The 18827-nt window shown below is 71.8% G+C and carries 18 protein-coding genes; 9 read left to right on the top strand and 9 right to left on the bottom strand.

Annotated features, from left to right (window positions below; genetic code table 11):
* Positions 1-68: 68 nt before the first annotated feature.
* Positions 69-1484, bottom strand: a complete 1416-nt coding sequence (locus tag ABFY03_RS25380) for a family 2B encapsulin nanocompartment shell protein (RefSeq protein ID WP_346170914.1) — start codon at positions 1482-1484, stop codon at positions 69-71.
* 252 nt (positions 1485-1736) lie between these two features.
* Between ABFY03_RS25380 and ABFY03_RS25375 the strand changes: the two genes are divergently transcribed.
* Positions 1737-2327 (top strand): N-acetylmuramoyl-L-alanine amidase, encoded by a 591-nt coding sequence (locus tag ABFY03_RS25375; protein WP_319009630.1) that lies wholly within the window; start codon positions 1737-1739, stop codon positions 2325-2327.
* A 216-nt stretch (positions 2328-2543) separates the two neighbouring features.
* Positions 2544-3434, top strand: a complete 891-nt coding sequence (locus ABFY03_RS25370; RefSeq protein WP_346170913.1) for a 1-aminocyclopropane-1-carboxylate deaminase/D-cysteine desulfhydrase — start codon at positions 2544-2546, stop codon at positions 3432-3434.
* On the opposite strand, the gene ABFY03_RS25365 is transcribed toward ABFY03_RS25370, so the two are convergent.
* The gene (locus ABFY03_RS25365; protein WP_319009632.1) at positions 3431-5023 is read right to left on the bottom strand and encodes a Na+/H+ antiporter; all 1593 of its coding nucleotides are present in this window, start codon (positions 5021-5023) and stop codon (positions 3431-3433) included. The two genes, ABFY03_RS25370 and ABFY03_RS25365, sit on opposite strands and share 4 nt — an antisense overlap.
* A gap of 77 nt (positions 5024-5100) precedes the next feature.
* Between ABFY03_RS25365 and ABFY03_RS25360 the strand changes: the two genes are divergently transcribed.
* The 3 genes from ABFY03_RS25360 (at position 5101) to ABFY03_RS25350 (ending at position 7087) form a co-directional block, all read left to right on the top strand.
* On the top strand, positions 5101-5361 hold the full coding sequence (locus tag ABFY03_RS25360) for a UBP-type zinc finger domain-containing protein (protein WP_031013142.1): 261 nt from the start codon (positions 5101-5103) through the stop codon (positions 5359-5361).
* Positions 5362-5648: 287 nt separating this feature from the next.
* Positions 5649-6062 carry an ATP-binding protein gene (locus tag ABFY03_RS25355; RefSeq protein ID WP_030492700.1) on the top strand — a complete coding sequence of 138 codons (414 nt, stop codon included), beginning with the start codon at positions 5649-5651 and terminating at the stop codon, positions 6060-6062.
* Positions 6059-7087 carry an RNA polymerase sigma factor SigF gene (locus ABFY03_RS25350; protein ID WP_386723595.1) on the top strand — a complete coding sequence of 343 codons (1029 nt, stop codon included), beginning with the start codon at positions 6059-6061 and terminating at the stop codon, positions 7085-7087. Before ABFY03_RS25355 ends, ABFY03_RS25350 begins: the two co-directional genes overlap by 4 nt.
* A 3-nt stretch (positions 7088-7090) precedes the next feature.
* On the opposite strand, the gene ABFY03_RS25345 is transcribed toward ABFY03_RS25350, so the two are convergent.
* Complete coding sequence (locus ABFY03_RS25345; protein WP_319009634.1) at positions 7091-7504, bottom strand: hypothetical protein; 414 nt, start codon at positions 7502-7504, stop codon at positions 7091-7093.
* Positions 7505-7609: 105 nt separating this feature from the next.
* On the opposite strand from ABFY03_RS25345, the gene ABFY03_RS25340 reads away from it, so the two are divergent.
* Positions 7610-8578: a diacylglycerol/lipid kinase family protein gene (locus ABFY03_RS25340; RefSeq protein WP_319009635.1), complete on the top strand. Its 969-nt coding sequence runs from the start codon at positions 7610-7612 to the stop codon at positions 8576-8578.
* 318 nt (positions 8579-8896) lie between these two features.
* On the top strand, positions 8897-9154 hold the full coding sequence (locus ABFY03_RS25335; RefSeq protein WP_003953983.1) for a WhiB family transcriptional regulator: 258 nt from the start codon (positions 8897-8899) through the stop codon (positions 9152-9154).
* 184 nt (positions 9155-9338) lie between these two features.
* Here ABFY03_RS25335 and ABFY03_RS25330 read toward each other — a convergent pair whose 3' ends face one another.
* Together ABFY03_RS25330 and ABFY03_RS25325 are read right to left on the bottom strand one after the other, a co-directional pair.
* Entirely contained in the window at positions 9339-10805 is a 1467-nt protein-coding gene (locus ABFY03_RS25330) for a sensor histidine kinase (RefSeq protein ID WP_346172299.1), read from the bottom strand.
* Positions 10806-11146: 341 nt separating this feature from the next.
* Positions 11147-11752, bottom strand: coding sequence for a TetR/AcrR family transcriptional regulator (locus ABFY03_RS25325; RefSeq protein WP_346170911.1), 606 nt, complete (start codon positions 11750-11752; stop codon positions 11147-11149).
* Between the two features lie 82 nt (positions 11753-11834).
* On the opposite strand from ABFY03_RS25325, the gene ABFY03_RS25320 reads away from it, so the two are divergent.
* On the top strand, positions 11835-12587 hold the full coding sequence (locus tag ABFY03_RS25320; RefSeq protein WP_319009637.1) for an SDR family oxidoreductase: 753 nt from the start codon (positions 11835-11837) through the stop codon (positions 12585-12587).
* Between the two features lie 241 nt (positions 12588-12828).
* On the top strand, positions 12829-13614 hold the full coding sequence (gene nagB / locus ABFY03_RS25315; RefSeq protein WP_319009638.1) for a glucosamine-6-phosphate deaminase: 786 nt from the start codon (positions 12829-12831) through the stop codon (positions 13612-13614).
* Between the two features lie 108 nt (positions 13615-13722).
* On the opposite strand, the gene ABFY03_RS25310 is transcribed toward nagB, so the two are convergent.
* The 4 genes from ABFY03_RS25310 to ABFY03_RS25295 all read right to left on the bottom strand — a co-directional run bounded on the left by ABFY03_RS25310 (position 13723) and on the right by ABFY03_RS25295 (position 18594).
* On the bottom strand, positions 13723-15249 hold the full coding sequence (locus ABFY03_RS25310; RefSeq protein WP_319009639.1) for a glycoside hydrolase family 3 protein: 1527 nt from the start codon (positions 15247-15249) through the stop codon (positions 13723-13725).
* A gap of 9 nt (positions 15250-15258) precedes the next feature.
* Positions 15259-16095 (bottom strand): carbohydrate ABC transporter permease, encoded by an 837-nt coding sequence (locus tag ABFY03_RS25305; RefSeq protein ID WP_319009722.1) that lies wholly within the window; start codon positions 16093-16095, stop codon positions 15259-15261.
* 59 nt (positions 16096-16154) lie between these two features.
* Entirely contained in the window at positions 16155-17177 is a 1023-nt protein-coding gene (locus ABFY03_RS25300; protein WP_319009640.1) for a carbohydrate ABC transporter permease, read from the bottom strand.
* Between the two features lie 127 nt (positions 17178-17304).
* A complete protein-coding gene (locus ABFY03_RS25295) occupies positions 17305-18594 on the bottom strand; it encodes an extracellular solute-binding protein (RefSeq protein WP_319009641.1) in 1290 nt (429 codons plus the stop codon).
* Between the last annotated feature and the right edge of the window lie 233 nt (positions 18595-18827).

Below are 18827 nucleotides of genomic sequence, written 5' to 3'. Positions count from 1 at the left end.
CCTTCTTCGCGGCGGACCGCGCGGCGGGCGCGTGGTCCGGTGGGGCGGTGGGCGGTCGGCCGGGGCGGTCAGTGCCGGCGGCTGATCTCGACGTTCTCCAGGACGCCGAGGGCGTCGGGCACGAGGACCGCCGCGGAGTAGTAGGCCGTGACCAGGTAGGAGGTGATCGCCTGCTCGTCGATGCCCATGAAGCGGACGGAGAGGCCGGGCTCGACCTCGTCCGGGAGGCCGGTCTGGTGCAGGCCGACGACGCCCTGGTCGGACTCGCCGGTACGCATGCAGAGGATCGAGCTGGTGCCGGCGGCGGTCACCGGGATCTTGTCGCAGGGGAGGATCGGGACCCCGCGCCAGGTCTGGATCCGGGTGCCGCCCATGTCGACGGTGTCCGGCACCAGGCCCCGCCGGTTGAGCTCGCGGCCGATGGCGGCGATGGCCTTCGGGTGGGCGAGGAAGAGCTTGGAGTCGCGGCGGCGGGAGAGCAGTTCGTCGAGGTCGTCGGGGCCGGGGACGCCGTCGTGCGGCTGGATCCGCTGGCCGTAGTCGCAGTTGGCGAGGAGGCCGAACTCCTTGTTGTTGACGAGCTCGTGCTCCTGGCGCTCGCGGAGCGCCTCGACGGTGAGCCGCAGCTGGTGCTCGGTCTGGTCCATCGGGTGGTTGTAGAGGTCGGCCACGCGCGTGTGCACCTTGAGCACGGTCTGGGCGAGGCTCAGCTCGTACTCGCGCGGGGCGGGCTCGTAGTCCACGAAGGTGTGCGGGACGACGGCCTCGCCGACATGACCGGCGGAGACGTCGATGGCAGCCTCCCCGTAGCCGTTGACGGGAGGCTCGGGGCGGCCGGCGACCTCGGCGAGGTGGGAGGCGAGCGATCCGGCGCGGGCGGCCAGCGCGGTCACGTCGGCGCGGGTGAGCTCCAGGACGGTGCACGCGGTCGCGGCGCGGGCTGTCCACTCCCAGGTGGCGTCCCCGGAGAGCAGGGCGTCCTCGCCGAAGTAGGCGCCGTCGGCGAGGACGCCGAGCACCGCCTCGTCGCCGTAGGGCCCCTCGCCGATCCGTTCGACGCGGCCGTGGGCGAGGAGGTGGACGCGGTCGGCGGAGGTGCCGGCGACGGCGATGACCTCGCCGGCCGCGTACGCGCGCTGGGTGCAGCGGGCCGCGAGCTCGCCGAGGGCCGCCTCGTCCTCGTATCCGCGCAGCCCCGGCAGTTCGCCGAGTTCGGAGGGGATCACGGCGACCCGCTCGCCGGTCTGGACGAAGGTGACCCGGCCGTCGCCCACCGCGTGACTGAGCCGCCGGTTGACCCGGTAGGCGCCGCCCTTCGTCTCGACCCAGGGCAGCGTCCGCAGCAGCCAGCGGGAGGTGATCTCCTGCATCTGCGGCGCCGACTTGGTGGTCGACGCGAGGTTCCGCGCGGCGGCGGTGCCGAGACTCTGCTGCGGGGCCTGCCGCTCCTCGAGGACCTCGTCGCCGACCGAACCAACGGACATGGAACTCCCTCTCGTACGTCTGACTTGCGAAAGAAGCCTGTCAGCACGGAGCGTGGCGGCGCCATTACACAATCGGGTGGGACTGTTCGGCGATCTTCGGGGCATGTCGTGCGATTTCCCTCCGGACGGCGGAGCGCGCGAGCCGGCCGTGCTGTCCGGATCGGCTCGCACACGGCCCGAACGGATGGCAGCGGAGGGACAGGCTCCGGTACTCCGGAGACTCGGTCCGTTCCGAAAGGCAAGGAGCACGCCATGGCCGTTCCGCTGTCCGCGAGCAGGATCCTCGGCGCACTGCGCGGCGAGGGACTGTCGGTCGTCGAGGTCGGCGACTGGACCACCCACAACAGGAACCACAAGGGCCCCTGGGGGCCGGTGCACGGGGTGATGGTCCACCACACCGTCACCCGGGGCACCGCGCGGACCGTCCGCATCTGCCGGGACGGTTACGAGGGGCTGCCGGGCCCGCTCTGCCACGGCGTCATCGCCAAGGACGGCACGGTCCACCTGGTCGGCCACGGGCGGGCCAACCACGCCGGGCTCGGCGACGACGAGGTGCTGCGGGCGGTGATCGCCGAGCGGCGCCTGCCGGTCGACGACGAGGCCACCACCGACGGCAACCGGCACTTCTACGGCTTCGAGTGCGAGAACCTGGGCGACGGCGAGGACCCCTGGCCCAAGGTGCAGCTGGAGGCGATCGCGAAGGCGTCGGCGGCGCTCTGCCGGGCGCACGGCTGGACCCACCGCTCGGTCATCGGGCACCGGGAGTGGCAGCCGGGGAAGGTGGACCCGCGCGGCTTCACCATGTCCTCGATGCGCGAGCGGATCGCCGACCTGCTGCGCTGACCCGCCGCGCCGCGCACGCGCGCGTACGGACCCCGGTATCCGTACGCGCGCGTGCGGAGCGGGCCGGCGGCGAGGCACGCGCGCGGGCGCGGGGACCGCTGCCCCCGGGCACGCGCGCGTCCGGCCCCGGCTCCCCCACGCGCGCGGGCCCCGGGCCCCGTCGCCCCCGTCGCCCCCGTCGCCCCCGTCGCCCCCGTCGCCCGCCAGAATGGCCGGGTGGACACGTACGACCTCTCCGCGCTGCGGCCCCGGCTCCCCTCGCCCCTGGAGCCGGTGGAGGACGAGCGGTTCGCCCGCCACGGGCTGACGCTGCTGCTCAAGCGGGACGACCTCATCCACCCCGACCTGCCCGGCAACAAGTGGCGCAAGCTCGCGCTCAACCTGCGCGCGGCCGCCGGGCGGCCGGTGCTGACCTTCGGCGGCGCCTACTCCAACCACCTGCGGGCCACCGCCGCCGCCGGCCGGCTGCTGGGCTTCCCGACGATCGGGATCGTGCGCGGCGACGAGCTGGCGGGGCGGCCGCTGAACCCCTCGCTGGCGCGGTGCGCGGCGGACGGGATGCGGCTGGAGTTCGTGGACCGCGCCACGTACCGGGCGAAGCACGAGCCGGCGGTGCTGGCGGCGCTGCTCGCGCGGGCCCCGGAGGGCGCCTACGTGGTCCCCGAGGGCGGCAGCAACGCGCTCGCGGCGGAGGGGTGCGCGGCGCTCGGGCGGGAGCTGTCCGGGCGGGCGGACGTGGCCGCGGTGGCCTGCGGCACCGGCGGCACCCTGGCGGGCCTCGCCGCCGGCTTCGCCGGCCGGACGCTGGGGGTGCCGGTCCTGAAGGGCGGTTTCCTCGACGGTGAGGTGCGGGCCCTCCAGGAGGCCGCCTTCGGGGGCCCGCGCGGCGACTGGCGGCTCGACGAGCGGTTCCACTGCGGCGGCTACGGCCGGACGACCCCGCGGCTCGACGCGTTCGCACAGGACTTCGAGGCGCGGCATGGACTCGCCATCGAGCGGCTGTATGTGGCCAAAATGCTCCTCGCCCTGGTGTCCCTCGCCGAGGAGCGCGCCTTCCCGCCGGGGACCCGGATCGCCGCCGTGATCACCGGGTCCGGGGACTGCTAGCCGGTCTCCTCGCGGTAGGCGGCGGCCTCCTCCAGGTCGAGGCGGCGCAGCAGGGTGCGCATCATCTCGTCGTCGATCCGGCGCGCGTCGCGCAGCCGGACGAAGACCTCGCGCTCGGCCTCGATCATCTCCCGGGAGAGGCGGCGGTAGGTGTCGTCGGCGGTCTCGCCGGTGAGCTCGTTGACCGCGCCGAGGCGCTCCCAGACGCTGTTGCGGCGGCGCTCCAGGACGGTGCGGAGGCGGTCGGCGAGCGGGCCGGGCAGGGCGTTGCGCTCGTCGGCGAGGAGTTCCTCCAGCCGGGCCTCGGCCGCCCGGGACGCCTCGTTCTGGGCCTGCGCCTCGGCGAGCGTCTCCTGGTAGCGGTCGCGGCCGGGGAGCTTCAGGGCCCGGATGAGCGGGGGCAGGGTGAGGCCCTGGACGACGAGGGTGCCGATGACGGTGGTGAAGGTGAGGAAGAGGACGAGGTTGCGGGCGGGGAACTCGACGCCGTCGGTGGCGACGGGGATGGAGAAGGCGATCGCGAGGGAGACCACCCCGCGCATGCCGGCCCAGCCGACGACCACGGGCGCCCGCCAGTCGACGCCCGGTTCGCGCTCCCTGACCCGGGCGGAGAGACGGGGCAGGAAGGTGGCCGGGAAGACCCAGACGAAGCGGACCACGACCACGAAGACGAAGACCCCGAAGGCGTACCAGAGGGCCTCCCCGATGCTGTACGGGCCGAGCTCCCGGACCACGTACGGCAGCTGGAGGCCGATCAGGGCGAAGACGGCGGACTCCAGGACGAAGGCGACCATCTTCCACACGGCCTCCTCCTGGAGTCGGGTGGCGAAGTCGACCTTCCACGCCTTGTGCCCGAGGAAGAGGCCGACCACGACGACGGCGAGCACGCCGGAGGCGTGCACCTCCTCGGCCGCCGCGTAGGCGATGAAGGGGATGAGGAGGGAGAGGGTGTTCTGGAGCAGCGGTTCGGTGAGGCGGGTCCTCAGCCAGTGGATGGGCACCATCAGGACCAGGCCGACGCCCACGCCGCCGACCGCGGCGAGGGCGAACTCGCCGAGGCCGCCGGCCCAGCTGATGCCCTCGCCGACGGCGGCGGCGAGGGCGACCTTGTAAGCGGTGATCGCGGTGGCGTCGTTCACCAGGGACTCGCCCTGGAGGATCGTGGTGATCCGGTGGGGCAGGCCGAGGCGGCGGGCGATGGCGGTGGCGGCCACCGCGTCCGGCGGGGCGATCACCGCGCCGAGGACGAGGGCCGCGGTGAGCGGCAGGTCGGGGACGAGGACGTAGGCGAGCCAGCCGACGGCCACGGTGGCGAAGAGGACGTAGCCGACGGAGAGCAGCGCGACCGGCCGGATGTTGGCCCGCAGGTCCAGGTAGGAGGAGTCGACGGCGGCCGTGTAGAGCAGCGGCGGGAGGATCAGCGGCAGCACGATGTGCGGGTCGAGGGTGTAGTCGGGGACCCCGGGGGCGTACGAGGCGGCCAGGCCGACCGCCACGAGGAGGAGCGGCGCGGGCACGGGGGTGCGGCGGGCCAGCCCCGCCACCGCCGCGCTCGCCGCCACCAGTGCCACCAGCCGCAGTGCGTCCATGCCGCCCCTCCGCCGTCCCGTCTCGCCGTTCGTCCCGTCAACCCGGTACGGGGCGTCTGCCACGTACCCTGGCCATCATGATCGAGTGCCCGCACGTAGCAGAAATGCCGCGCCCCGAGCCGGCCCCGCTCCACGACACGTGCCCCGAGTGCCTGGCCGACGGGACGAACCCGGTGCAGCTCCGGCTCTGTCTGACCTGCGGGCACGTGGGCTGCTGCGACTCCTCGCAGGGGCGGCACGCGACCGGCCACTTCGGCGCGACCGGGCACCCGGTGATGCGGACCTTCGAGCCGGGCGAGGCGTGGCGGTGGTGCTTCGTGGACGAGGCGCTGGTCTGAGCCGGAGCGGTCCGCGGGCGGCGGCGCGGTTCGAGGGGCGGGCCGGTGGGTACGTCACCCCTCCGCCGGTCGCCGGTTTTTGGCCCCCGCACACCCCTGGCCACCGTCCGCACCCATGGGCCTACCATGAGTGACGGGCCTGGATCGGGGGCCCGGGGGCTTGCGGCGACACGGCAGGATGGATCGCGATAGCGTCACGGCGGACCGCGCAGCCCCTGCGTGACCGCGCCCGGTCCGGGGGCCTTCCCCCGGGCCCCGAATGAGCTTGTGCCACCTTGGAGGTGAGGGTGTCCCAGATCGCAGGCGAGCCCGGGACCCAGGACTTCGTGGAAGTCCGGCTGCCCGCTGCGGGTGCCTATCTGTCCGTGCTGCGTACGGCCACGGCCGGTCTCGCGGCGCGCTTGGACTTCACCCTCGACGAGATCGAGGACTTGCGGATCGCGGTGGACGAGGCCTGCGCGATCCTGCTCCAGCAGGCGGTGCCCGGCTCGGTCCTGAGCTGCGTCTTCCGGCTGGTGGACGACTCCCTCGACGTGACCGTGTCCGCGCCGACGACGGACGGCCGGGCGCCCGAGCGGGACACCTTCGCCTGGACGGTGCTGTCGGCGCTGGCCGGGAAGGTCGAGTCGTCGGTCGCGGAGGACAACACGGTCTCGATCAGCCTGTACAAACAGCGCGGCGCGGGGCCAGGCCCGGCGTGAGGAGCGGGGACGCGACGGCCGGCATCCCCGGTCAGCAGGCAGCAAGGCCGCATGAGGTCGCTACGGAGCAGCAGGCGGACCAGATGAGCGAGCACGAGCAGCAGCACGACGAGGCTCCCCCGGCACCGGCACCCGCCCCGTCCGCGGTCCCGGGCCCGTCCCCGGAGGGCGGCGCCGAGATGACCGCCGACGCGGCGGACTCGGCGGACGCGGAAGCCGTGGACGCCACGGACGTGGCCGTGGACGGTGACGGCGGGGGCGGTCACCACCCGCAGGACCGCAGCGGCGCCCGCGCGCTCTTCGTGGAGCTGCGGTCGCTGCCGGAGGGCTCCCCGGAGAAGGCCGAGCTGCGCAACCGGCTGGTACGGATGCACCTGCCGCTGGTCGAGCACCTGGCGCGGCGCTTCCGGAACCGCGGCGAGCCGCTGGACGACCTGACGCAGGTGGCGACGATCGGCCTGATCAAGTCGGTGGACCGGTTCGACCCGGAACGGGGCGTGGAGTTCTCCACGTACGCGACGCCGACGGTGGTCGGCGAGATCAAGCGGCACTTCCGCGACAAGGGCTGGGCGGTCCGGGTGCCGCGCCGGCTCCAGGAGCTGCGGCTGTCGCTGACGACGGCGACGGCGGAGCTGTCGCAGCAGCACGGGCGGTCACCGACCGTGCACGAGCTGGCCGAGCGGCTGGGGATCTCCGAGGAGGAGGTCCTGGAGGGGCTGGAATCGGCGAACGCCTACTCGACGCTCTCGCTGGACGTGCCGGACACCGACGACGAGTCGCCGGCGGTCGCGGACACGCTGGGCGCGGAGGACGAGGCCCTGGAGGGGGTCGAGTACCGGGAGTCGCTCAAGCCGCTCCTGGAGGACCTGCCGCCGCGGGAGAAGCGGATCCTGCTGCTGCGGTTCTTCGGGAACATGACCCAGTCGCAGATCGCGCAGGAGGTCGGCATCTCCCAGATGCACGTCTCCCGGCTGCTCGCCAGGACGCTGGCGCAGCTGCGGGAGAAGCTCCTCGTGGAGGAGTGAGGATCAGGAGGCGTCCTGGCCGGGGCGCCGGATCCCGAGCGCCTCGGTCGTGGCCGGGTTCACCAGCAGGACGAGCCCGGTCACGGCGAGCACGGCGAGCACGATGCCGTACGGGATCACGCCGTCGGACTGGAGCATCTGCCAGGCGACCGGCAGGGCGAGGACCTGGGTGATCACGGCGGGGCCGCGGCTCCAGGAGCGCAGCCGCCACAGCCCGCGGGCGGCGGCGAGCGGGATCAGTCCGAGCGCGACGAGGGTGACCCCGCCGGTCACGCCGCCGGTCAGGTCTCCGCCGTCGGCCAGCGTCCGCACCAGCATGTACACACCGCCGGCGAGGAGCCCGAGGGCCTCGACGAGGGCCACTCCCGCGGCTGCGGCCAGGCGGGCGGGGCGGGGGGTCTGCTCCGTACTGCTCATGAGAGGCAGCGTAACGGGGACGCCGGCCGGTCCGGGGCCCGGCGGGGGTGTCCGCCGGGCGGGCGGGAGTGGGATCGGTACCACCGGGTAGGTACGCTGGCGGTCATGCGCGCACTTCTCGTGGTCAACCCGGCAGCCACCACCACCAGTGCCCGCACCCGTGACGTGCTGATCCACGCGCTGGCCAGCGAGATGAAGCTGGAGGCCGTCAGCACCGAGTACCGGGGGCACGCGCGGGACCTCGGCCGGCGGGCGGCCGAGTCGGGCGAGATCGACCTGGTCGTGGCCCTCGGCGGCGACGGCACGGTCAACGAGGTCGTGAACGGGCTGCTGCACCACGGTCCCGACCCGGACCGGCTGCCCGGGCTCGCGGTCGTGCCGGGCGGATCGACCAATGTCTTCGCCCGAGCGCTGGGGCTGCCGAACGACGCCGTGGAGGCGACCGGCGCCCTGCTCGACGCGCTGCGCGAGCGGAGCGCCCGGACGGTGAGCCTCGGGCTGGCGTCGGGGACGCCGGACACCCCGGACGAGGAGGTGCCGGCCCGCTGGTTCACCTTCTGCGCCGGGCTCGGCTTCGACGCCGGCGTGGTCGGCCGGGTCGAACAGCAGCGCGAACAGGGGAAGCGGTCCACACACGCGCTCTATCTGCGCCAGGTGCTCCGCCAGTTCCTGGAGGAGCCGCACCGGCGGCACGGGACGATCACCCTGGAGCGGCCCGGCGCCGAGCCGGTACGGGACCTGGTCCTGTCCATAATCTGCAACACCTCCCCCTGGACCTACCTGGGCAATCGCCCGGTGTACGCGTCCCCGGAGGCGTCCTTCGAGACCGCGCTCGACGTCCTCGGACTGAGCCGGCTCTCCACCCCGGCGGTGGCCCGGTACGCCACCCAGCTGCTCACTTCCAGCCCCGAACGGGGCCCTCGCGGCAAGCACGCCACGACTCTGCACGACCTGACCGACTTCACCTTGCATTCGAAGGTGCCCCTCCCTCTCCAGATGGACGGAGACCACCTCGGACTGCGCACCAGCGTGACGTTCACAGGCGTACGCCGTGCACTGCGTGTGATTGTGTGAGTGGAAGGGCCGAAAGTCCTTGCACTCGAACGTTTAGGCGCGCATCCACCCCTTAGAAGTACGGCTGTGACCTAGCCGACACCGAGGAATCAAAAAAAACTTTCCGGAAGGGGTTGTATCCGCTGCCGAGGTTTGCGAGTCTCTTCTTGGCGATCGGGACGGCCCGCAAGACCGGCCTCCACTGAGAGCCAGAACCCCTCCTCACTCCAAGGACCACACCGGTTCATCCGGCAGTCGGCCCTTCACTTGTTGAGGGATTCGTGAAAGCGTTCACATTCACAAGCAACTTGCACGTAATAACCGAGAGAGGTAGCAGCCATGGACTGGCGTCACAACGCCGTTTGTCGTGAGGAAGACCCCGAGCTGTTCTTCCCCATCGGCAACACCGGTCCTGCGCTGCTGCAGATCGAGGAAGCCAAGGCCGTCTGCCGCCGCTGCCCCGTCATGGAGCAGTGCCTGCAGTGGGCGCTCGAGTCCGGCCAGGACTCCGGCGTCTGGGGTGGCCTCAGCGAGGACGAGCGCCGCGCGATGAAGCGCCGCGCCGCCCGCAACCGGGCGCGCAACGCCAGCGCCTGAGCCACCTGCACAGCCTGAGGCACGCGGCGCGTACACCGTGTACGCACTCACCGCCCCCGAGCCGCAGCGCGCAGCAGTAAGCAGTACCCCACAGCATTCGAGCCCCGGACCGATTCACTTCGGTCCGGGGCTCGCTGCTGTGCGTGATCAAAGGTACGGACCACGCGGGGCCCGTCCCTGCGGGTCACTTCTGCGGGCGCACCGGGATGTCCAGGACCACCTTCGTCCCGCCCTCGCTGCCGGGCCGCATGTCGAAGGTGCCGCCCAACTCCCCTTCGACCAGGGTGCGTACGATCTGGAGGCCGAGGTTGCCGGCGGTCTGCGGGTCGAAGCCCTCGGGCAGGCCGCGGCCGTCGTCCCGGACGGTGATGAGGAGCCGGGCGTCGGGGCGGGGCTCGCCGCGGACCGCGTTGACCTCGACCGTGCCGTGCTCGCCCGGGGCGAAGGCGTGTTCCAGGGCGTTCTGCAGGATCTCGGTGAGGACCATGGAGAGCGGGGTGGCGACCTCCGCGTCCAGGATGCCGAAGCGGCCGTTGCGCCGGCAGGTGACCTTGCCCGGGGAGATCTCGGCGACCATCGCGATGACCCGGTCGGCGATCTCGTCGAACTCGACCCGCTCGTCCAGGTTCTGGGACAGCGTCTCATGGACGATGGCGATCGAACCGACGCGCCGGACCGCCTCGTTGAGCGCCTCGCGGCCGCGGTCGGAGTCCATCCGGCGGGCCTGGAGCCGCAACAGGGCCGCCACCGTCTGGAGGTTGTTCTTCACCCGGTGGTGAATCTCCCGGATGGTGGCGTCCTTGGTGATCAACTCGCGCTCGCGGCGGCGCAGTTCGGTGACGTCCCGGAGGAGGACGAGCGAACCGATCCGGCTGCCCTTGGGCTTGAGCGGGATGGCGCGCAGCTGGATGACCCCGCCGCTGCCCTCCACCTCGAAGTTCCTCGGGGCGTAGCCGGAGGCGAGTTTGACCAGGGCCTCGTCGACCGGGCCGCGGGAGGGGGCCAGTTCGGCGGTGATCTGCCCGAGGTGCTGGCCGACCAGGTCGGCGGCGAGGCCGAGCCGGTGGTAGGCGGAGAGGGCGTTGGGCGAGGCGTACTGGACCATGCCGTCGGCGTCCAGCCGGACCAGGCCGTCGCCGGCCCGCGGCAGGGAGTCCATGTCGGACTGTTCGCCGGGGTAGGGGAAGGCGCCGGCCGCGATCATCTGGGCGAGGTCGGAGGCCGACTGGAGGTAGGTGAGCTCCAGCCGGGAGGGGGTGCGGACGGTCAGCAGGTTGGTGTTGCGGGCGATCACGCCGAGGACGCGGCCCTCGCGGCGTACGGGGATCGACTCGACGCGGACCGGCACCTCCTCGCGCCACTCGGGGTCGCCCTCGCGGACGATCCGGCCCTCGTCGAGGGCGGCGTCCAGGAGCGGTCGGCGGCCACGCGGGACCAGGTGGCCGACCATGTCGTCCTGGTAGGAGGTGGGGCCGGTGTTCGGGCGCATCTGGGCGACGGAGACGTACCGGGTGCCGTCGAGGGTGGGGACCCACAGGACGAGGTCGGCGAAGGAGAGGTCGGAGAGCAGCTGCCACTCCGACACCAGCAGGTGGAGCCACTCCAGATCGGAGTCGCTCAGGGCGGTGTGCTGGCGGACGAGGTCGTTCATGGAGGGCACGGTGCGAGCGTACCCGCGGAATTAACGGCTGGTGAACCTGGATCTCCCGGGCTCCGTGTTGGAGGATGGCCCCGGAAACACCGCGTTCAGGTGGATGGACAGACGAGAATGGTCTAGTCCACAATGAGCGCATCGAACTTCACACAGCCTCCATCCTCCCCGCACAGGAGGATGGACGAGGTACCCGGCGCTCTCTGCCCTGACTGCGCCGAGACCTCCCTTCACGGCCGAGGGTCCGCACACCCCCGGCCGGGCACACCCGGGCTGCGGTGCCGGGCGGGTTGAGGGTCCCGCCAGGCGCCGCGGCCCGCGGTCGTTTCCGGGGTGACGCCTCAGGGCCCCGGGGGCGGCGGCCAGGCGCGCATCGCCGACTCGGCCACCGCCGTCAGCTCCTCCGCCGTCGCCCCGTCGCGGGCCTGCTGGGACATGCCCTGGAGCACGGCTCCGCTGAGGCGCGCGAGGACGCCCGGGTCGGTGGCGGCGGGCAACTCGCCGGCCTCGACGTCGCGGCGGATCCGGTCCTCGATGGCGGCCAGATTCGCGTTGCGCCGGGTGCGGAGCGCCTCCTCGACCTGGGGGGTCGAGCAGTTGACGGCGGCGGAGATCACCAGGCAGCCCGGCGGATGGCCGGCCGCGGTGTAGGCGACGGCCGCCTCGCGGAGCATGCGCGCCACGGCGGCGCGGGCGGTGGACTCCTCCTCGAAGGCGCGGGTGGCGAAGGCGCCGTGCGAGACCACGTACTCCGCCACGACCTCCTCGAAGAGGGTCCGCTTGTCACCGAAGGCCGCGTAGAGGCTCGGGGCGCTAATGCCCATGACCCGGGTGAGGTCGGAGACGGAGGTCGTCTCGTAGCCGTGCTCCCAGAAGGCCATCGTCGCCTGCTCCAGGGCCGTGGGCCGGTCGAAGGAGCGGGGGCGGCCGCGCTGTTTCGTCGCCATGGGCGAATTCTATAGCGCGCGTTACGGATCATGGGGTACGGTCTTTCTGTAACGACCGCTAGTAAATGAGGGGGGCGTCGCCATGGGCGTGCTCACGGGGAAGACGGCACTGGTCACGGGCGCGAGCCGGGGCATCGGGCGCGGGATCGCAGAGCGGCTGGGCCGGGACGGCGCGCGGGTCGCGGTGCACTACGGGACCAACGAGGCGGCGGCCAAGGAGACGGTCGCGGCGATCGAGGCGGCGGGCGGCGAGGCGTTCGCGATCGGGCAGGAACTGGGCGCGCCGGGGGACGCGGCGGCGCTGTGGGCGGCCTTCGACGCACGGGCGGAGGGGCTGGACATCCTGGTGAACAACGCGGGCATCGCCGCCACGCGACCCTTCGGGGCGATCGGCGAGGAGGAGTTCGATCGGGTGTTCGCGGTCAACACGAAGGCGCCGTTCTTCCTCGCGCAGCTGGGTGCGGAGCGGCTGCGGGACGGGGGCCGGATCGTGAACGTGTCGACGGGGCTGAGCAGGGCGGCGCTGATGCCGGACCTGATCGCCTACTCGATGGCGAAGGCGGCCCTGGACGTCTTCACGCGGGACCTGTCGAAGGTGCTCGGCCCGCGCCGGATCACGGTGAACGCGGTGGCGCCGGGGATCGTGGACACGGACATCAACGCGGGATGGCTGCGGGGCGGCGAGGAGGCGTGGGCGGGCGCGGCGGCGATGTCGGCGCTCGGCGGGGTCGGGACGCCGGCGGAGATAGCCGACGTGGTGGCCTTCCTCGCCTCGGACGACGCCCGCTGGGTCACGGGGGCCTGGATCGACGCGACGGGGGGCTCGCTGACCTGAGGGGCCCGGCCCCGGCCGTCCGCCTCGGTGCCCGGCATGGGGGCGGGCGCCGGGGTGGTGGCGGTGGGGTTCGAGTGGCTGGGGAGGGGGGTGCGGCCGACGATGGAGGGGGCCGGAGGCGCGGGCCGTCCGGGGTGCGGAACGGCATGAGGAGACGGGCCTCCCTCTGCTAGATTGGGACTTTGATTGGTCTATACCACATGGCCCCTCCCCAGCCCCTCACCAGATCGGCAGGCACAGCGTGGAAGTTGTCATCGTCAAGGACGCCAAGGCGGGCGGAGAGCTCATCGCGGACGGCATCGCCGGCCTCCTGCGCCGCAAGCCCGACGCGCTGCTCGGCGTGGCCACCGGCTCGACCCCGATCCCGATCTACGACGCCCTGATCGCCCAGGTGCGGGCCGGATCGGTCGACGCCTCCCGGGCGCGCATCGCCCAGCTGGACGAGTACGTGGGGCTGCCCGCCGGGCACCCGGAGTCGTACCGCTCCACGGTGCTGCGCCAGGTGGTGGAGCCGCTCGGCCTCCCGGAGGACCACTTCATGGGCCCCGACGGCTCCGCCGAGGACGTCCAGGCGGCCTGCGAGGCGTACGACAAGGCGCTCGTCGACGCCGGCGGCGTGGACCTCCAGATCCTCGGCATCGGCACCGACGGGCACATCGGCTTCAACGAGCCCTGCTCCTCGCTCGCCTCCCGCACCCGCATCAAGACGCTGACCGAGCAGACCCGGGTGGACAACGCCCGCTTCTTCGACGACGACATCGACCAGGTCCCGCACCACGTCATCACCCAGGGCATCGGCACCATCCTGGAGGCCCGCCACCTGGTGCTGCTCGCCACCGGCGAGGGCAAGGCCGAGGCCGTCGCGCAGACCGTCGAGGGTCCCGTCGCCGCGCTCGTCCCGGCCTCCGCGCTCCAGCTCCACCCGCACGCCACCGTGGTCGTGGACGAGGCCGCCGCCTCCAAGCTGAAGCTCGCGGACTACTTCCGCCACACCTACGCGAACAAGCCCTCCTGGCAGGGCATCTGATCCCCGGATCACCCCGGCACACGTCAGGGGCCCGGCACCTGGATCAGGTGCCGGGCCCCTTCGCGTACGGGCCTGCGGGCGCCGGACGTACGGGCGTACCGGAGTCCGTCAGGCGCCGGTGCCGACCACGGCCTCCGCCGCGGCCCGGCCGCAGACCCGGGCGGCGCCGTGGGTCGCGATGTGCAGGGCGCCGCGCGGCTCCGCCTCGTTCAGGCCCATCTCGACGACCACGGTGTCGGGGCGGACGGCGACCAGGCCGTCCAGCGCCGCGGTCATCCAGGGGTGCCGGTGGAGGTCGCGGACGACCGCGACGATCCGCCGCTCCCCCGCCGCCGCGAGCACCGACTCCACGGTGGCCTCGGCGTCGAAGGAGCCGGACGCGGTGCCCGGCAGCAGCCGGTCCAGCTCGGCGGCGACGCCCCACGGGGTCTCGTCGCCGACCGCGAAGTTGGCGACCGGGGTGAAGGAGGCGACGAACGGAGCGCTCGACACCGGGGTGTAGAGCCCGTCGCCCTTGGTGATCCGCAGGGCCCGGCGGGCCGCCACGAGTCCGATGTCGGCGCCGGGCGCGGTCCCCTCCTGCACTGCCGCGCCCGGCACCGATCCAGCCCCCCTCGCCCGGTGCGCCTGGGTCCAGGCCGCCAGGGCGCGCACGCGCGCCGCGGCGTCGGCCAGCCGCTCCTCGGGCAGTTCACCGGTCCGTACCGCGGAGACGAGCGCGTCGCGCAGCCGCAGCACGGTGTCCTCGTCGCACAGCCCGCCGCCGACGCAGATGGCGTCGGCGCCCGCGGCGATCGCGAGGACGGATCCGCGCTCGATGCCGTACGTCGCCGCGACGGCCTGCATCTCCATGCCGTCGGTGACGATCAGGCCGTCGAAGCCCAGCTCCTGGCGGAGCAGACCGGTGAGGATCTGCGGGCTCAGGGTGGCCGGACGTTCGGTGTCGAGCGCGGAGAGCAGGATATGCGCGCTCATGACCGCTTTGGTACCGGCGGCGACGGCCGCGCGGAAAGGCACCAGCTCACGGGCGTGCAGTGTGGCGAGGTCCACATCGATCCGGGGCAGCGCGTCGTGCGAGTCGACGTTGGTGTCGCCGTGTCCGGGGAAGTGCTTGGTGCAGGCGGCGACCCCGACGCCCTGGAGGCCGTCGACGTACGCCACGGTGTGCCGGGCGACCAGGTCCGGGTCCGGTCCGAAGGAGCGGACGCCGATGACCGGGTTCTCGGCGTTGGAGTTCACGTCGGCCGAGGGCGCCCAGTTGAGGTCGATCCCGCAGGCGATCAGCCGGCGGCCGAGCTCGCGGGCGACGGCCCGGGTCAGCTCGACGTCGTCGACCCGGCCCAGGGCGTAGTTGCCCGGGAAGGACGAGCCCTCGTTGACCTCCAGGCGGGTGACGTCGCCGCCCTCCTCGTCGATGGCGACGAGGACGTCCTCCCGCTCGGCGCGGAGCTGCGCGGTGAGGCGGGCGAGCTGGTCGGGGCTGACGACGTTCCGGCCGAAGAGGCCGACGGAGGACAGGCCCTCGCCGATCCGGCGGAGCAGCCAGTCGGGGGCGGTGGTGCCGACGAAGCCGGGCTGGAGCACCGTGAGCGCGTCACGGGTCAGGGTGTCCGAGCCGTGTACGAGTGTGGTCATGGGGCGCCGTTATCCCTTCACCGCGCCGGCGGTCATGCCGCCGACGGCCTTGCGCTGGAGGAAGAGGAACACGATGAGCACGGGCAGGGCGAAGAGCGTCGAGGCGGCCATGGTGGCGCCCCAGTCGTCGCCGAACGCGGTCTGGAACTGGGTGAGCCAGAGCGTCAGGGTCTGGTTGGTCTTGTCCTTGTTGAGCACCAGGACCATGGCGAACTCGTTCCAGGCCGTGATGAAGCCGAAGAGCGAGGTGGACATCAGGCCGGGGGCGAGCAGCGGGAAGATGACCTTGCGGAACGCCTGGCCGCGGGTGCAGCCGTCGATCTGGGCGGCCTCCTCCAGCTCGACCGGGACGGCGGCGATGAAGCCGCGCAGGGTCCAGATGGTGAAGGGCAGGACCATCACGAAGTAGATCGCGGTGAGCAGCGGGATGCTGTTCAGCATCTCGTTGTCGCGGGCGATCATGTACATCGCGATGACCATGACCTCCCAGGGGGCCATCTGGGCCATCATCACGATGAGGACGATGCCCTTGCGGCCCTTGAACCTCATGCGGGCGATCGCGAAGCTCGCGGCGAGGGCGACGAGCAGGGCCAGCAGGACGGCGCCGACCGTGACGATCAGGCTGTTGGTGACGTACGTCCAGAAGAGGTCGACCCCGGTGGCGGTGGAGTAGTTCTCGAAGGTCGGCGTGAAGAAGAAGACCGGGTCCTTGGAGAGGATCTCGCTCTGCGGCTTCAGCGAGGACGAGAACATCCAGTAGACGGGGAAGACGAAGATCAGGGCGAGGACGAGCGCGGTGGCGTTCTTCGCCACGGCTCCGACGGTCAGCGGCTTGCGGGTGCGCAGCTTCTGCGGAGCCGGAGCCGTGGCCGGCGCGGGTGCCTCGGGGGTCTGTGCGGTGGTGCTCACTGCTCGTCCTCCTGCTTCAGGATCAGGCGGAAGTAGAAGGACATGGCCACGAGGAGCATCACGATGGTGAGGATCGAGATGGCCGCCGCGACGCCGTAGTGCTGCTGGCTCATGCCTTCGATGTAGGCGAAGACGGGAAGGGTCTCGGTGGCGCGGTCGGGGCCGCCCTGGTTCATGGCGTAGACCTGGGTGAACGCCTTGAAGACCCAGATGATCTCCAGGAAGGTGGTGATCATGAAGAAGGGCTTCAGGTTGGGGAAGACCACGGACCAGAAGGTCCGCCAGCCGCTCGCGCCGTCCATCCGGGCCGCCTCGTAGAGCTCGGTGCCCACGGTGGTGAGGCCGGCGTACATGTTGAGGGCGACGAAGGGGACGGAGCCCCAGACGACGAGGGCGGTGATGATCACGAAGGCGGAGAAGCCGGTCTCGAACCAGTTGTGCTGCTCGTAGCCGGAGAAGCCGAGCGTGCGCATCAGCCAGTTGGCGACGCCGAACTGCTCGTCGAAGAGCCACCGGAAGACCGTGACGGAGGCGACGATCGGCATGGCCCAGGCGAAGGCGAGCGCCAGCGAGAGCACCAGCCGCATCTTCTTGCCGAGGCGGTTGAGGAGGAGGCCGATCCCGGTGCCGATCGCCATGATCAGCGCCACGTTGGCCGCGGTGAAGGCGACCGAGCGGAGGACGACGGTCCAGAACTCGGAGTTCCCCAGCAGGTCCGTGTAGTTGTCGAAGCCGACCCAGGGGGTCTCGCGGCGGATCAGCTCACGCCGGTTGACCGACTGGAAGGAGAGGATCAGGTTGCTGATCAGGGGGTAGAGCAGCAGCACCGCCATGGACAGCAGGGCGGGCGTGACGAGCAGGTACGGCAGAAGCCCGCCGGGCAGCGAACGTCTGCCGCGCGAGGGCTGAAGGGCTTCCTTCGCGCCGGAAGGGGGTGGCGGAGTCTGAGACTTCCCTGCCGCCCTCCCGGGCGCGTCCTGGGAACCGGCGGTCGCCGTCCCCTGGGAGTCCACGGTCATGGTCTTCTTCCTCGCGGTTCTGGGGCTCCCGCGCCCACCGGGGCACGGCCCGGGGGAGCGGGCCGCAATCACTGCAACGCCCAGGTGGCGTGGCCGGGGGGAAGCCGGCCACGCCACCGGGGTGGGATTACTGCTGGTTGATGCGCTCGGCGATGACCTTGTCGGCCTCTTCGCCGGCCTTCTGCGGGTCCTCGCCCTTCAGGACCTTGGTCATGTAGCCCTTGATCGGGTTGGGCTCGGTCTCGACGTTGGCCCAGCCACCGGTGATCGGGGTGATGCGACCGACCTCGGCGACCTTCACCATGGCCTCGGCGAAGGAGCCGGCCTCGGGGGTGACCTGCGCGGAGGTGTCGACGGGGATGATGCCGCCCTTGTTGGCGGTGCCGTACGACTCCAGCTGCTTCTTGTTGGTGACGAAGGCCAGCCACTCCTTCGCGAGCTCCTGGTTCTTGGAGCGCTCGGCGACGGCGAGGTTGGAGCCGCCGAAGAAGACGGAGCCCGGCTTGTCGGCCGTCTTGCCCGGGATCGGGAAGTAGCCGAAGTCGGCCTTCTTGCCGGCCTTCTCGATGGCGGCGATCGCGCCGCCGGCCTCCCAGCCGAGACCGATCCAGGAGGAGACGCCGCCCTTGGGGACGATGTCGACGGACTGCTGCGGGGTGGCCTCGTCCTTGTCCTTCGGAGCGGTCGAGAAGGACTGCAGCTCCTTGTAGAAGTTCATGGCGGCGGCGGCCTGCGGGGTGGCCAGGCCGCCCTTCCACTTGTCGCCGTCCTTGACCGCGAGCTCGCCGCCCTCGTCCCAGAGGAAGCCGGCGAGGACGTACCAGCTCTGGCCCGGCAGGTAGATGGGCTGCGACTTGGCGTCGGCGGCCTTGAGCTTCTTCAGGCCGTCGATCCACTCGGTGCGGGTCTTCGGCGGGGTGACGCCGGCCTTCTTGAAGGCGGCCTTGTCGTAGATCACGACGCGGCTGGCGGCCCACCACGGAGCGGCGTAGAGCTTGCCGTCCAGCTCGGCCGAGGGCAGCATGCCCTTGCTCCAGTTGTTGTAGCCGAGCTTCTCCTTGTCACCGGTGAGGTCGGCGAGACCGCCGGTGACGGCGTAACCCGTGGTCTGGGTGTTGCCGAGCTCCAGGACGTCCGGCGGGGTGTCCTCGGAGAGGGCCGTGGTGACCTTGGTCTGGATGTCGGTCCACTGCTGGACCTCGACGTTGACCTTGACGCCGGGGTGGGCGGCCTCGAACTCCTTGTTGACGCCGTCGATCCACTCCTTGGGAGCGGAACCGTCCATGACCCAGACGGTGAGCGACTTGTCGCCGCCCTCGGCCTTGTCCTTCTTGTCACCGCTGTCGGAACCACCACACGCAGCGATGGAGACCATCATGCCCGCGACGCCGATCGCCGCGATGAGCTTGCGCTTCACGCCACCCTCCTCAGGGATGCCTGCAACCCCTGCCCACCGCGCGAAGACATACGTCAGGTAATGCTCGTGGGGCTGGGACCTGGTCTTTAATGGTTTAGACCAGTACCCGGAGCTTGGCCTAGACCTTTAGGGGTGTCAAGGGTGTATAAGAAGGGCAGTCGCGTCCGTTATCGGACCGACACCTGAGGGAGGCCGACGACCCGTGACCGGTCCGTGCCACCATGTGAGCCGCG

It is taken from the genome of Streptomyces roseofulvus, from assembly GCF_039534915.1.
GTDB classification, from domain to species: domain Bacteria; phylum Actinomycetota; class Actinomycetes; order Streptomycetales; family Streptomycetaceae; genus Streptomyces; species Streptomyces roseofulvus.
This window is presented reverse-complemented; position numbering and strand designations above follow the sequence as displayed.

Bases quoted from the DNA above. Each gene is read 5' to 3' on its own strand.
- ABFY03_RS25380 (WP_346170914.1), bottom strand. From the start codon at position 1,484: ATGTCCGTTGGTTCGGTCGGCGACGAGGTCCTCGAGGAGCGGCAGGCC.
- ABFY03_RS25375 (WP_319009630.1), top strand. From the start codon at position 1,737: ATGGCCGTTCCGCTGTCCGCGAGCAGGATCCTCGGCGCACTGCGCGGC.
- ABFY03_RS25365 (WP_319009632.1), bottom strand. From the start codon at position 5,023: ATGGACGCACTGCGGCTGGTGGCACTGGTGGCGGCGAGCGCGGCGGTG.
- ABFY03_RS25360 (WP_031013142.1), top strand. From the start codon at position 5,101: ATGATCGAGTGCCCGCACGTAGCAGAAATGCCGCGCCCCGAGCCGGCC.
- ABFY03_RS25345 (WP_319009634.1), bottom strand. From the start codon at position 7,504: ATGAGCAGTACGGAGCAGACCCCCCGCCCCGCCCGCCTGGCCGCAGCC.
- ABFY03_RS25340 (WP_319009635.1), top strand. From the start codon at position 7,610: ATGCGCGCACTTCTCGTGGTCAACCCGGCAGCCACCACCACCAGTGCC.
- ABFY03_RS25335 (WP_003953983.1), top strand. From the start codon at position 8,897: ATGGACTGGCGTCACAACGCCGTTTGTCGTGAGGAAGACCCCGAGCTG.
- ABFY03_RS25330 (WP_346172299.1), bottom strand. From the start codon at position 10,805: ATGAACGACCTCGTCCGCCAGCACACCGCCCTGAGCGACTCCGATCTG.
- ABFY03_RS25325 (WP_346170911.1), bottom strand. From the start codon at position 11,752: ATGGCGACGAAACAGCGCGGCCGCCCCCGCTCCTTCGACCGGCCCACG.
- ABFY03_RS25320 (WP_319009637.1), top strand. From the start codon at position 11,835: ATGGGCGTGCTCACGGGGAAGACGGCACTGGTCACGGGCGCGAGCCGG.
- ABFY03_RS25310 (WP_319009639.1), bottom strand. From the start codon at position 15,249: ATGACCACACTCGTACACGGCTCGGACACCCTGACCCGTGACGCGCTC.
- ABFY03_RS25300 (WP_319009640.1), bottom strand. From the start codon at position 17,177: ATGACCGTGGACTCCCAGGGGACGGCGACCGCCGGTTCCCAGGACGCG.